At 75.0% G+C, this 13812-nt stretch carries 10 protein-coding genes; 8 read left to right on the top strand and 2 right to left on the bottom strand.

Annotated elements, in window-relative coordinates; all coding sequences use genetic code 11:
- Positions 1 to 7: 7 nt before the first annotated feature.
- Both ACFWIS_RS20780 and ACFWIS_RS20785 read right to left on the bottom strand, forming a co-directional pair.
- On the bottom strand, positions 8 to 703 hold the full coding sequence (locus ACFWIS_RS20780) for a sirohydrochlorin chelatase (RefSeq protein ID WP_380455708.1): 696 nt from the start codon (positions 701 to 703) through the stop codon (positions 8 to 10).
- A complete protein-coding gene (locus ACFWIS_RS20785; protein WP_380455706.1) occupies positions 703 to 1854 on the bottom strand; it encodes a uroporphyrinogen-III synthase in 1152 nt (383 codons plus the stop codon). Before ACFWIS_RS20785 ends, ACFWIS_RS20780 begins: the two co-directional genes overlap by 1 nt.
- Before the next feature lie 192 nt (positions 1855 to 2046).
- On the opposite strand from ACFWIS_RS20785, the gene ACFWIS_RS20790 reads away from it, so the two are divergent.
- From ACFWIS_RS20790 to ACFWIS_RS20825, 8 genes are all read left to right on the top strand, one after another.
- Complete coding sequence (locus ACFWIS_RS20790) at positions 2047 to 4173, top strand: molybdopterin oxidoreductase family protein (RefSeq protein WP_380455705.1); 2127 nt, start codon at positions 2047 to 2049, stop codon at positions 4171 to 4173.
- The gene (locus tag ACFWIS_RS20795; RefSeq protein ID WP_380455703.1) at positions 4170 to 5372 is read left to right on the top strand and encodes an NAD(P)/FAD-dependent oxidoreductase; all 1203 of its coding nucleotides are present in this window, start codon (positions 4170 to 4172) and stop codon (positions 5370 to 5372) included. The genes ACFWIS_RS20790 and ACFWIS_RS20795 overlap by 4 nt, the downstream gene beginning before the upstream one ends.
- Positions 5369 to 7975: a nitrite reductase large subunit NirB gene (gene nirB, locus ACFWIS_RS20800; protein ID WP_380455700.1), complete on the top strand. Its 2607-nt coding sequence runs from the start codon at positions 5369 to 5371 to the stop codon at positions 7973 to 7975. Before ACFWIS_RS20795 ends, nirB begins: the two co-directional genes overlap by 4 nt.
- Entirely contained in the window at positions 7972 to 8376 is a 405-nt protein-coding gene (nirD, locus tag ACFWIS_RS20805) for a nitrite reductase small subunit NirD (protein WP_380455698.1), read from the top strand. Before nirB ends, nirD begins: the two co-directional genes overlap by 4 nt.
- Positions 8373 to 9719, top strand: coding sequence for a nitrate/nitrite transporter (locus ACFWIS_RS20810; protein WP_380455696.1), 1347 nt, complete (start codon positions 8373 to 8375; stop codon positions 9717 to 9719). The genes nirD and ACFWIS_RS20810 overlap by 4 nt, the downstream gene beginning before the upstream one ends.
- Positions 9720 to 9896: 177 nt before the next feature.
- Positions 9897 to 10643, top strand: coding sequence for a hypothetical protein (locus ACFWIS_RS20815; protein WP_380455694.1), 747 nt, complete (start codon positions 9897 to 9899; stop codon positions 10641 to 10643).
- 98 nt (positions 10644 to 10741) lie between these two features.
- Positions 10742 to 11836 carry an LLM class flavin-dependent oxidoreductase gene (locus ACFWIS_RS20820; RefSeq protein ID WP_380455691.1) on the top strand — a complete coding sequence of 365 codons (1095 nt, stop codon included), beginning with the start codon at positions 10742 to 10744 and terminating at the stop codon, positions 11834 to 11836.
- Between the two features lie 61 nt (positions 11837 to 11897).
- Complete coding sequence (locus ACFWIS_RS20825) at positions 11898 to 13802, top strand: condensation domain-containing protein (protein WP_380455688.1); 1905 nt, start codon at positions 11898 to 11900, stop codon at positions 13800 to 13802.
- Positions 13803 to 13812 lie beyond the last annotated feature (10 nt).

The raw sequence follows: 13812 nt of genomic DNA on the forward strand, positions 1-13812 counted from the left end.
GGCCCTGTCAGGCGGCGACGGCCCCGGTCGCCCCGGCCCGGGCCTGGTCGTAGCGGTGGAGGACCAGCCGGGCGACCGCCGGGTGGTCGGCCAGCGGGGCGCTGGTCCAGTGGGCCGGGGTGCAGGCCGCGCGGCGGGCGAAGAAGCCGGGGGAGAGGAGGTAGGTGGCGAGGCCGACGTGCGGGTGCCCGGCGGCCTGGAGCGCGGCCACGGCCTGCTGGGGGGTGGGGGCGGCGGCCGAGAGGTGGGCGGGGGTGACGGGGCGGCCGAGGCGGGCGGCGAGCAGCCGGGCGGTGTACGCGGTGTCGGCGAGGGCGGTGGGGTCGGAGGAGCCGGCGCCGGCCAGCACCACGGGGGCGTCGGCTGGGGCGCCGGCCTCGGTGAGGCGGTCGGCGAGGGCCTCGGCGAGCAGCGGGTGGGGGCCGAGGGCGGGGGCGAGGTGGGTCAGCGGGAGGCCGGCGGCCGCGAGCGCGGCGGGCAGGTCGACCCGCAGGTGGTAGCCGGTGCCGAGCAGCAGCGGGACCAGGACCGGCCGGGCGCCCGCGAATCGGTCGAGGGCCTGGTCGAGGGACGGCTGCGCGAGGTCCAGGAAGCAGCACCGGACCGGGAGTTCGGGCCGGAGCGAGCGGACCGTCCGGAGCAGTGCACGGATCGAGGCGGCGGCCGACGGGTCCCGGCTGCCGTGCGCGACCGCGAGCAGCATCAGCCCGCCGCCAGCCGGTAGCCGCGCTTGGGGACGGTGCGGATCAGGGCGGCGTGCGGTCCCAGGGCGGCCCGGAGTCGGCCGACCGCTGCCTCGACGGCGTGTTCGTCGGCGGCCGCGTCCGGCCAGGCGGCGCGCAGCAGGTCGGCGCGGCTGAGCACCCGGCCGGGCCGTTCGGCGAGCGCGCGCAGCACGGCGGCGCCGCGCGGGCTGAGCCAGTGGCTCTCGCCGTCGACCAGGGCGGCGTTCCCCTGGAGGGTCAACACCTGTCCCGCGAGGGTGACTTCACGGCTGGAGCGGCCCGGAAGGGTGTCCGCGAGCAGCCGGACCAGGGCGCCCAGCCGGCCGCGTTCGGGGTGGACGGCGGGCAGCCCGAGGTCGGTGAGCGGCCGGGCGCACAGGCTCCCCACGCAGACCGGCAGCACATCGGTGCGCAGGGCGTCCAGCAACGCCTCGTAGCGGCCCTCGGCCCGGGCGGTGACGAGCAGTGCGGTGATGGCGGGGGCGCTGGTGAAGGTGAGCGCGTGGAGCTGGCGGCGGACGGTCTGGTCGAGCAGCCTGCGCACCGCGCCCGGGTCCTCCGGGGGCGCCCAGCGGTAGACCGGGACGGAGATCACCTCGGCGCCGCGTTCGCGCAGGGCCGCCGCGAAGGCGTCCAGCCGCACCCCGTGTTCCTGGACGGCGATCCGGCACCCGGCGAGCGGGCGGGCCAGCAGCCAGGTGAGCAGCTCGTCGGTAGCCTCGGTGTCGGGGGAGTAGCCCTCGCCCAGCCCGCTGGCGCGGACCGCCCCGGTGGCCTTGGGGCCGCGGCTGAGCACCACCGAGGCGCGGCAGGCCTCGGCGAGGGCGGCCCCCCGGCCCCAGCCCTCGGCGGCGCTCATCCAGCCGCGCCAGCCGACGCCGGTGGTGGCCACCACGTAGTCCAGCGGGGCGGCCAGGCAGCGCTCGGTGGCCTCGCGCAGGGCGAGGTCGTCGGCGAGCGGCAGGATGCGCAGCACCGGCGCCTCGACCACCTGGGCGCCGCGCCGGGTGAGCAGGGCGGTGAGCTCCTCGCGGCGGCGCGCCGCGGTGACGCCGACGGTGAAGCCGGTGAGCGGGCCCGGCGGTCCTGCCGGTAGGGCCGGTCCCGGTGCGGTGGGGGTTGCTGCCATGCGGGCCAGCCTGCGGGGCGCTTGTTACGGGGGCATTGCCCGGCCGTCACCTGCCGGTAAGCGAAGGTGCCGCTGCGGTTACGCCGGATGTCGTGGTGCGCACCCCGTCGGCCGGGCGGTGTGAGCGAGGCGTACCGCGCCCGCAACATCCGCGACCCGGTCGCGAAACAGCGGGCGGCGACCTTTCTCGGCATGACACCGATCGCCGCCCCGGCCGCCCCCGCCGCCACGGACACCCACTGCCCGTACTGCTCGCTGCAGTGCGGCATGCGGCTGTCGCCCGGCGCGCCGGGCGCCGGGCTGCCGGTCGAGGTGCTGGAGCGCCCGGACTTCCCGGTGAACCGGGGCGCGTTGTGCGGCAAGGGCCGGACGGCGCCCGCCCTGCTGGCCCGGGGCGCCCGGCTGGACGGACCGCTGCTGCGGGACCGGCCCGGCGGCCCGCTGCGCTCGGCCGGCTGGCCGGAGGCGCTGGACCGGGTGGCCGCCGGGCTGGCGAAGGTGCGGGCCGAGCACGGGCCGGACGCGGTGGGCGTGTTCGGCGGCGGCGGGCTGACCAACGAGAAGGCCTACCTGCTGGGCAAGTTCGCGCGCGTCGTGCTGGGCACCGCCAACATCGACTACAACGGCCGGTTCTGCATGTCCTCGGCCGCCGCCGCGCACCGCCGGGCCTTCGGCCTGGACCGCGGCCTGCCGTTCCCGCTCGCCGACCTCCCGCACACCGGCTGCCTGATCCTGGTCGGCGGCAACCCGGCCGAGACGATGCCGCCGGCCGTCCGTTACCTGCGCGAACTACGGGAGAACGGCGGGAAGTTGATCGTGGTCGACCCGCGCCGCACGCGCACCGCCGAGCTGGCCGACCTGCACCTCCAGCCGCGCCCCGGCGGGGACCTCGCGCTCGCCCTGGGCCTACTCCACCTGGTGATCGCGGACGGCCTGGTGGACAAGGAGTTCATCGCCGAGCGGACCACCGGCTTCGACGCGGCCCGGGAGTCGGCGATGGCCCACTGGCCGGACCGGGTGGAGCGGATCACCGGCGTGCCCACACATCGACTCCGTGCCGCCGCCCGGATGTTCGGCGAGGCGGCGACCGGCATCGTGCTCACCGCGCGCGGCCCCGAACAGCAGAGCAAGGGCACCGACACCGTCGGCGCCTGGATCGACCTCTGCCTGGCCACCGGCAAGGCGGGCCGCCCGTACAGCGGCTACGGCTGCCTGACCGGGCAGGGCAACGGGCAGGGCGGGCGCGAGCACGGCCAGAAGGCCGACCAGCTGCCCGGCTACCGCTCGATCGAGGACCGGGCGGCCCGCGAACACGTGGCCGCGGTGTGGGGCGTCCCCGCCGAGCGCATCCCCGGTCCCGGCGTGTCCGCGTACGAGCTGCTGGACGGCCTCGGGCAACCCGGCGGGGTACGGGCGCTGCTGCTGGCCGGCTCCAACCCGGCGGTGTCCGCGCCGAACGCCGGGCACGTCACCGAACGGCTGCGCGCCCTGGACCTGCTGGTGGTCGCCGACGTGGTGCTCTCCGAGACCGCCCGGCTGGCCGACGTGGTGCTGCCGGTCACCCAGTGGGCCGAGGAGGACGGCACCACCACCAACCTGGAGGGCCGGGTGATCCTGCGCCGCCGCGCCCTCGACCCGCCCGAGGGCGTGCGCAGCGAACTGTGGCTGCTGCGCGAACTGGCCGCCCGGCTGGGCGTGCCGGAGGGCTTCCCCGCCGAGGCCGAGCAGGCCTTCGACGAACTGCGGCGCGCCTCGGCCGGCGGCGACGCCGACTACGCGGGCATCAGCTACGCCCGGATCGCCGCCGAGGACGGCGTGTTCTGGCCCTGCCCGACGCCCGGACACCCCGGCACGCCACGGCTGTTCCTGGACCGCTTCGCCACCCCGGACGGCCGGGCCCGGTTCGCCGGGGTCACCCACCGCCCGGCCGCCGAGGAGCCGGACGACGCCTACCCGCTGTTCCTGACCACCGGCCGGGTGCTCTCCCAGTACCAGAGCGGCGCCCAGACCCGCCGGGTCGCCGAGCTCAACGCGGCCGCGCCCGGCCCGTTCGTCGAGCTGCACCCGCGGCTGGCCGAGCGGCTCGGGATCGCCGACGGCGAGCCGGTCGCGGTGACCAGCCGGCGCGGGCGGGCCGTCGCGCCGGCGCGGATCACCGACGCCATCCGGCCGGACACCGTCTTCATGCCCTTCCACTGGGCGGGCGCCGGCCGGGCCAACAGCCTCACCAACCCGGCCCTCGACCCGGTCTCCCGGATGCCCGAGTTCAAGCTCTGCGCCGTCCGGGTGGAGCGCGCACAGACGGAGGTGACGCCATGAGGATCGCGGTGGTCGGCGGCGGCATGGCGGCCGCCCGCTTCGCCGAACGGTACGCCGCCCTCGGCGGGCCGGGCACGGTGACCGTGTACGGCGCCGAGCCGCGCGCCCCGTACAACCGGGTGCTGCTCGCCGAGGTGCTCACCGGCCGGTACGACGCCGAGGCGATCGCGCTGCCGCTCGGTGGCGCCCTGGCCCGGCCCGGCTGCGAGGTGGTCGCCCTCGACCCGGCGGCCCGGACCCTGCGGCTGGCCGACGGCACCGAGGAGGAGTGGGACGAACTGGTGCTGGCCACCGGCGCCAACCCGGTGCTCCCGCCGGTGCGCGGACTGCGCCGTCCCGACGGCCGCGGCCTGGCCGAGGGCGTGCACACGCTGCGCACCCTGGAGGACTGCGCCCGGCTCGCCGAGGAGGCCGTCGGCGCCGAGCGGGCGGTGGTGATCGGCGGCGGGGTGCTCGGGGTGAGCGCCGCCCGGGCGCTGGCCGCGCTCGGCGTGCGCACCGAGATCGTCCACCAGGCGCCCCACCTGATCGAGCGCCAGCTCGACCCGGAGGCCGCCGCCGTGCTGCGCGAGCGCCTGCGCACCCTCGGCGTCGACTGCTACCTGGGCAACCGGGCCCGGGTCGTGCACGGCGGGGAGAGGGTCGGCGCGGTCGAGCTGGCCAACGGCTACCGGCTGGACTGCGACCTGGTGGTGCTCGCCTGCGGCACCCGCCCGCGCACCGCGCTGGCCCACGCCGCCGGACTGCCCGTCGGCACCGGGGTCCTGGTGGACGACCGGCTCGCCGCCGCCCCGCGGGTGTCCGCGATCGGCGACTGCGCCGAGCACCGCGGCACCGTCCACGGACTGGCCGGCCCCGCCTGGGAACAGGCCGACGTGCTGGCCCGCCGGCTCTCCGGCGCCGAACCCGACGCCCGCTACCCGGGCACCAGCCCGCGGGCCCGGCTCACCACCGGGGACCTGGAGTACGCGGCCTTCGGCGCCGTGGACGAGACCCTCGACCCGGGCCTCGACGTGCTGCGGCTCACCGACGCCACCCGCGGCAGCTACAAGAAGCTCGTCCTGCGCGGCGACCGGCTGGTCGGCGCCATCCTGCTCGGCGACCTGGCCACCGTGGACGCGCTGGCCGGCGCCTTCGCCGACGGCGGCGCCCTCGCCGGCCACCCCCTGCACCTGCTCACCGGAGGAGTACCACAGTGACCCTTGACGACCGCACCGCACGGGATCGCGGTGCCGTTCGGGACCTCGTCCTGGTCGGCCACGGCATGGTCGGCCAGCGCTTCCTGGAGGCCTGGAGCGAGCAGCCGGCCGCCCGCGGCTGGCGGGTCACCGTGCTCGCCGAGGAGCCCCGGCCCGCCTACGACCGGGTCCACCTCAGCTCGCTGTTCTCCGGCAGCACGCCCGAGGACCTCGCGCTCTGCCCGTCCGGCTTCCTCGCCGAGCACGGCATCGACCTGCGGCTCGGCGACCCGGTCGCCACCATCGACCGGGCCGGCCGCACCGTCACCACCCGGTCGGGCTCCGAAGTCCGGTACGACGTCCTGGTGCTGGCCACCGGCTCGGTGCCCTTCGTGCCGCCGGTGCCCGGCACCGACGCGCCCGGCTGCCACGTCTACCGCACCATCGAGGACGTCGACGCGATCCGCGCCCAGGCCGCCGACGCCGCCACCGGCGTGGTGGTCGGCGGCGGACTGCTCGGCCTGGAGGCGGCCGGCGCCCTGCGGGCCGGCGGACTGGCCACCCACGTGGTCGAGTTCGCGCCCCGGCTGATGGCCGTCCAGGTGGACGACGGCGGCGGCGCCGCGCTGCGCCGCAAGATCGAGGAGCTGGGCGTCACCGTCCACACCGGCGCCGGCGCCAGCGGGGTGCTCACCGGCCCGGACGGCCGGGTGCGCGGCCTCGCCCTCTCCGACGGCCGGGAACTCCCCGCCGACCTGGTGGTCTTCTCCGCCGGGGTGCGCGCCCGCGACCAGCTCGCCCGGGACTGCGCACTGCCGGTCGGCCAGCGCGGCGGCATCGTGGTCGACGCCCACTGCCGCACCGAGGACCCGGCCGTCCTCGCCATCGGCGAGTGCGCCCAGGCCGTCGACGGCCGGGTGTACGGGCTGGTCGCCCCCGGCTACCAGATGGCCGAGACGGCGGCCCGCACCATCGCCGAGCAGCAGGGCGGGGGCTTCACCGGCGCCGACACCTCCACCAAGCTCAAGCTGCTCGGCGTGGACGTCGCCAGCTTCGGCGACCCGCACGGAAGCGCCGAGGGCGCGCTCGACGTGCTGTACAGCGACAGCCGCAGCGGCGTCTACCGCAAGCTGGTGATCGGCGCCGACGGCGCCCTGCTCGGCGGCGTCCTGGTCGGCGACACCGAGGGCTACGGCGCGCTGCGCCCGCTCGCCGTCGCCGGGAAGCCGCTCACCGTCGCCCCCGAACAGCTGGTGCTGCCGGCCGGGTTCGCCTCCGCCGGGCCGGTCGCGCTGCCCGACGAGGCGGTGCTCTGCTCCTGCCACAACGTCACCCAGGGCGCCGTCCGGGCCGCCGTCCGCGAGCAGGGCGCCGACAGCGTCGCCGCGGTCAAGAAGTGCACCCGGGCCGGCACCGGCTGCGGCAGCTGCCTCAAGCAGCTGGGCACCGTCGTCAAGGAGGAGTTGGAGGCCGCCGGGGTCGCCACCGTCCAGGGCCTGTGCGAGCACTTCGCCCACAGCCGAGCCGAGTTGTACGAGATCGTCCGGGTCACCGGGCTGGCGAGCTTCTCCGAACTGCTCACCAAGCACGGCACCGGCGGCGAGGGCTGCGAGGTCTGCAAGCCGACCGTCGCCTCCATCCTGGCCAGCCTCGGCAACGGCCACATCCTGGACGGCGAACAGGGTGCCCTCCAGGACTCCAACGACCACTTCCTGGCCAACCTCCAGCGCAACGGCTCCTACTCGGTGGTTCCCCGGGTACCCGGCGGCGAGATCACCCCCGAGGGCCTGATCACGATCGGCGAGATCGCCCGCGACCACGGCCTCTACACCAAGATCACCGGCGGTCAGCGGATCGACATGTTCGGCGCCACCGTCGACCAACTCCCGGTCATCTGGCGCAAGCTGGTCGACGCCGGCTTCGAGTCCGGGCACGCCTACGGCAAGTCGCTGCGCACCGTGAAGTCCTGCGTCGGCGAGACCTGGTGCCGCTTCGGCGTCCAGGACTCCACCACCCTCGCCATCGAACTGGAGCTGCGCTACCGGGGGTTGCGCTCCCCGCACAAGCTCAAGGCCGCCGTCTCCGGTTGCGCCCGCGAGTGCGCGGAGGCGCAGAGCAAGGACTTCGGCATCATCGCCACCTCGGCCGGCTGGAACCTCTACGTGGGCGGCAACGGCGGCATGACCCCCCGGCACGCCGACCTGCTGGCCGCCGACCTCGACCGCGACACGCTCATCCGCACCATCGACCGCTACCTGATGTTCTACATCCGCACCGCCGACCGGCTGGAGCGCACCTCGGTCTGGCTGGAGCGGCTGGAGGGCGGACTCGACCACCTGCGGGCCGTGGTGCTGGACGACTCGCTCGGCATCGCCGCCGAGCTGGACGAACTGATGGAGCGTCACATCGACGGCTACCGGGACGAATGGGCCGAGACCCTGGCCGACCCGGAGCGGATGCGCCGCTTCGCCTCCTTCGTCAACGCCCCCGGCACCCCCGACCCCGCCGTGACCTTCGTCCCCGAACGCGGCCAGATCCGCCCCGCCCGCCCCGGCGAGGCCGGCCGCCCCCTCAACGCCCCGGTGCTGATCGCCGGGCCCCGACCGGAGGTGCTCACCCCGTGACCGTACAGATCCACGACGGCAGCCACTGGCGCACCGTCTGCGCCCTCACCGACCTCCAACCCGGCCGCGGCGTGGCCGTGTTGCTCCCCGACGCCGGGCAGGTCGCGCTGTTCCGCGGCCGCTCCGGGGAGCTGTACGCGGTCGACAACCTGGACCCGTTCAGCGGCGCCCCGGTGCTCTCCCGCGGCCTGCTCGGCAGCCGCGGCGACCGGCCGACCCTCATCTCGCCGATGTACAAGCAGGTGTACGACCTCACCGACGGGCGCTGCCTGGACGAGGACACCGCCCCCGACGGCGCCCCGGCCGTGCTGCGCCGCTGGCCGGTCCGGGCTCTCGACGGGAAGGCCGTCGACGGGAACGCCGTCGACGGCGAGGCGCTCGAAGAGGAGGCGGCGGCATGACCACCGCGGTCGCTACCAGAACGCCCTCCCCGCTCGCCGACTGGGACCCGGAGGACGAGGAGTTCTGGGCCCGCACCGGCGCCCGGATCGCCCGCCGCAACCTGGTCCTCTCCGTCCTCTCCGAGCACATCGGCTTCTCGGTGTGGAGCCTGTGGTCGGTGCTGGTGCTCTTCCTCGGGCCCGAGTACCACATCGACACCGCGGGCAAGTTCACCCTCACCGCCCTGCCCACCGCGCTCGGCGCCCTGCTGCGGCTGCCGTACACCTTCGCGGTGGCCCGCTTCGGCGGCCGCACCTGGACGGTGGTGAGCGCCCTGCTGCTTCTGGTGCCGACGGCGCTGGCGGCCGTGGTGCTGGAGCCGGGCGTCTCCTACGGCACGCTGCTGGCGGTCGCCTGCGTGGCGGGCGTCGGGGGCGGCAACTTCGCCTCCTCGATGGCCAACATCAACGCCTTCTACCCGCACCGGCTGAAGGGCTGGGCGCTGGGCGTCAACGCGGGCGGCGGCAACCTCGGTGTCCCCGCGGTCCAGTTGCTCGGGCTGCTGGTGCTGGCCACCGCGGGCGCCGCCCACCCCCGGCTGCTGCCGCTGGTCTACCTGCCGCTGATCGTGGCGGCGGCGGCCGGGGCCTGGTGGCGGATGGACGACCTGCCGGCGTCCGCGCACGGCCGGGGCGCGGGGCGGGCCCTGCGTGAGGTCGCCCGCGATCCGTACGGCTGGGCCGTCTCCGCGCTGTACATCGGCACCTTCGGCTCCTTCATCGGCTTCGGGTTCGCCTTCGGCCAGGTGCTGCAGGTGCAGTTCCACCAGCACTTCGACACCCCGGTCAAGGCCGCCGCGCTGACCTTCCTCGGGCCGCTGCTGGGCTCGCTGCTGCGGCCGGTGGGCGGGCGGCTGGCCGACCGGTTCGGCGGTGCCCGGGTGACGCTGGCGACCTTCGTGGCCATGGGCGCCGGGACGGCGCTGGTGCTGGCGGCCTCCCGGGCGGGCTCGCTGCCGCTGTTCCTGGGCGGGTTCATCGCGCTGTTCGTGCTCAGCGGGATCGGCAACGGCTCGACGTACAAGATGATCCCGGCGCACTACCGCGGCGTCGCCCGGCGCGCGGTGGCGGCGGGCGCCGATCCGGCGACCGCCGAGGCCGACGCACGCCGGCGGTCGGCGGCGCTGATCGGGCTGGCGGGCGCGGTCGGGGCGTTCGGCGGGGTACTGGTGAACCTGGCCTTCCGGCAGTCCTTCCTCTCCAGTCACAACGGTGACACCGCGTATCTCGCGTTCCTGGCGGCCTACTCGGTGTGCTCGGCGCTGACCTGGGCGGTGTGGCTCCGGCCGTCGGTGCGGGTGTGACGGGTTGGCCGAATGTCCTGACGGGATGTCAATTCGGCTTGATGTGACCCGAACAAGCCGTATGTGAACCAAGCGTACGGTTCCCGCCCTCGGGGGGCCTGGGAGGGCTGCTACAGTCCGAAGGTCAATCCACCTCACTCCCTCCCCCCGAACAGGGCAACCGACGGTAGGTGTTGCATGATTGATGACGCGTTCGCCGCGACCGTGAAGTCCCTCCACGTCCCCGAGATGGGAACCGACTCCACCGCCCCGCTGCTCTACTGGCTGATCCGGACGCTGCGGCCGCAGCGCGTCCTGGAAGTGGGCATGGGATACACCACCCCGTTCCTGGCCAAGGCCCTCCAGGACAACAAGGAGTCCTGGGAGGCGGAGCGGGCGCTGCTCGGTACCCCGGACGCGGCCGAGGTCCAGCCGCTCGCCCACGCCGCCTACTACGACGAGCCGTACGAGCCCCAGCTCATCTGCATCGACCGGATGACCGACCCGACCTCCTCCGCCCCCCGGGCGCTCAAGGTCATGGACGAGCTCCAGCTCTCCGGGGTCTGCCGGATCATCGAGGGCGACCTGCGCGGCTCGGCCGACAAGGTCCGGGACGCCTTCGGCCTGGTCGACTTCGCCTGGATCGACACCTGGGACACCCTCGCCTTCGTCCGCGAGTACTGGGACCTCGTCAACCCGGCCGGCGGACTGTTCGCCGCCCACTACCTGATGACCTACCCGGAGGGGCGCGCGGTGCTGCGCTACCTGGAGTCCCTGCGCGGCCGCGAGGGCGGCCGGCTGGAGATCACCAACCTCCGTGAGCCGCACCGCTTCGGCCAGAACAGCACCACCCTGATCCGCCGCATCCGCGACTACGTGGACCCGGAGGACCTCCGGCCGCAGGGCAGCAGCAACGACCCGACCGGCGTCCTCGGCATCGGCTGACGCCCGGCCGTTCGGGGCCGCCCAGGCCCGGGGCCAACCATGGTGACCACCCTGAACCGCGGGCAACGGTTCCGCGGACGGCATCGAAGGCGGCGATCGTGCAGCTCTACTCGGTCACTCCGGAATCGGCGAGCGAGCACCAGGTGCTCGACCAGGACTTCCTCACCCGGGTGCGGGAGACCGCCACGGCCTGCGAGCGCGCGGGCTGGGGCGGCATCCTCGTTCCGCACAACCTCCACGAGGTGGACCCCTGGCTGGTGGCCGGCTACCTGGGGTCGGTCACCAGCGGACTCGTCCCGCTGATCGCCGTCCAGCCGGCCTCGGTGCCCCCGCACACCGCCGCGGCCATGGCGGCGGCGTACGCCGCGCTGTACGGCCGCCCGGTGCACTTCAACCTGGTGGCCGGCGCCCGCGACGACGAACTGCGGCGCACCGGAGACCACTTGACCCACGACGAGCGCTACGAACGGATGCGCGAGTACGGCCGGGTGCTGCGGGCGCTGCTGCACGGCGAGGAGGTCGACGGCCGGGGCAGCTACTACGCCTTCGAGCGGTTCAGCCTGGAGCCGAGGCCCGACGTGCTGTCCCGCTGCAAGCTGTTCGTGGCCGGATCCTCGCCCGCCAGCCTCGGTGTGGCCCGGGAGATCGCCGACGTGGTGGTCACCCACCCCGCGCGCTTCCCGGAGTGGGAGGAGACCTTCCTGCGGCCGCTGCTGGCCGACGGCTACACCGGCGAGATCGGGATCCGGATCGGCATCCTGGCCAAGCCCGCGGCGGAGGAGGCCTGGGCGACGGCCGGCAAGCGGTTCCCGGAGTCCTGGCAGGGCCGACAGGAGACGCTGCTCAAGACCATCTCGCAGAACGCGTGGTCGCGGCAGCTGGCCGTGCACGCGGTGGCCGAGGAGCAGGAGCAGGAGCAGGAGCAGGAGCGGGAGCCGGGGTCGGAGCGGGTGCAGGTGCAGCAGGCCGACGGCTCCGCCCCGGACCCGTACTGGCTGGGGGCCTTCCGCAGCGGCCGGGCCAGCGCGCCCTTCCTGGTCGGGGGCTACCAGGAGGTGGGCGCCGGGCTCGCCGACTACCTGCGCGCGGGCGTGGGCCACGTCCTGCTGAACGGCAGTTACGAGGACGACTACGACGACATCAACGCCGCGATCCGGGCGGCACGGCGGCACATCGGCACGCCGGAGTCCTAGACCCTGTCCGGCCGAAGGCGGGCCCGACCGAGGCCGCGCCCCGCGAACGGTTCATGGAGGTGTGGAGAAGTTGAGTCTGGTGGAGCGAAGCGGCCCCCTCACCACGTTGCAGACCCGCTGGTGGCTGCGGATCTACTGGCGGGAGCAGGGCGCGTTCGACGTCGCCTGGTCCAAGCGGTGGGACCTCCCGCCCGGGATCTCCGTCGACACGGCGACCGAGGCCCTGACGGTGCTGGTGGAACGGCACGAGAGCCTGCGCACCGCGATCGCCCTGGGCCCGGACAACCTGCCGGTCCAGCTCGTCTACGCCCCGGAGGGCCTGCGACTGCCGGTGTCCGTCGCCGAGTTGGACACCCTGGAGGAGTTCGGCGACCTGGCCGGGGTGCACCCGCTGCTCGGCGGTTCGATCCTGATGCGGCCGCCCTGGTCGGCCCGGCTGTTCGTGGAGAACGGCGAAGTCCGGGTGCTGGCCCTGGTCTTCGAGCACGTCATCGTCGACGGCTCGGGCACCCAGAACCTCCGGGAGCAGTTCCTGGCGCTCTGCCGGGGCGCCGAGGAGCCGCGGCTGCGGATCACCCACCCGATCGACCGGGCGACCGGCGACTCGGTGCACTCGCACGCGCCCGAGCGGGAGGACCACAGCCCCGACCCGCGCGGCCTGGTGCCCCAACTGCTGGTGCCCGCCGCGGAACGGGAGACGACCGGCTCGCGGTTCGTGATCTCCTCGACCGAGTACGCCGGACTGCTGCCGGTCATCGACCGGATCTGCCGGCGGCACCGGGTGTCCCGGGCGATGGTCCTGATGCACGCCCTCGGCTGGCTGTTCTCGCGCCACTCCGGGATCCCCCGGATCATGTTCGGCAACGCCGCCGGCCACCGACTGCCCACCGACGACAGCATCGACGACCTCGCCCGGACGGTCGAGGTGGTACTGGACTTCGCCGAGGACCGGACCTTCGCCGAGTCGCTGGCCGACGCCTCCGCCACCCTGCTGCGGGTCTACGCCGAGGACCTGCGCCTGGGCATGCGCTCGCTGGACTCTCGGGCGCGCCTCGCGGAGCGGCGCGGGGTGGCGACCGTCCGGGGGCTGTACTTCAACTTCCAGGGGCCCTCCCAACCCGGGGAGACCGCCCCGGACGGCGAGGCCGCCGACACGCCCGTGGAGATCACTCGCACCGACGAGTGGCGGCCGGACGACAACCACTGGACCACCGCCCTGTGGCTCTACGTCGACGACACCACGGTCTCGGTCGACTTCGACATCGACACCGTGATGTTCCCCGCACCGCTCATCCACACCATGGGTGAACTGCTGCCCCGGTTCATCCGGTTGATCGACGAGCAGCCGGACGCGCCGCTGGCGAGCGCCCGCGCGATCCTGCCCGAGGGCTACCGGCTGGACCCGGACGCCCTGCTGGTCCAGGGCGCCTGGGTCGACCTGGACGCCGTCGGCCGGGCGGTCGGCGCCGTCCCGGGCGTGCTGGACGCCGAGGTGTCGGTGGAGGCCGACGAGATCGTGGCGCAGCTGGCCCTGGACGAGTCGGTCTGCCTGTTCGACGTGCACGAGCACGTGCTGGCCCTGCTGCACGACGCCGTCGACCTGGTCGCCCCGCACCGCTACCGGCTCACCGACGCCTCCAAGGGCCGGGCCGCCGGGCGCGGCCTGCCGGACCTGGCCGAGGGCGCCGACTGGGTGCCGAGCCACGCGCTGCCGGTGCTGGCGGCGGAGACCGAGCCGGAGCGCGAGCTGCTCGCCGCCCTGCGGGAGACCCAGGGCCTCGAACCGGCCACCCTGGCGCTCACCTACACGGGGGCCGGCGGCCGGGCCATCCTGGCCCCCTCGGTGGTGGAGAGCCTGCGCCGCCGCGGCCTGACCGGTCTGCGGCGCTGGCACTTCGACTCGCCGTGCACCCTGCGCGCGATCGCCCGGGCGCTGGTCCGGGAGTCGCGGGGGCACCCGCTGTAGGGCCTGCAAG

Origin of the sequence: Kitasatospora sp. NPDC127060, from assembly GCF_042724935.1 — a bacterium.
In the GTDB taxonomy this organism is placed as follows: Bacteria; Actinomycetota; Actinomycetes; order Streptomycetales; family Streptomycetaceae; genus Kitasatospora.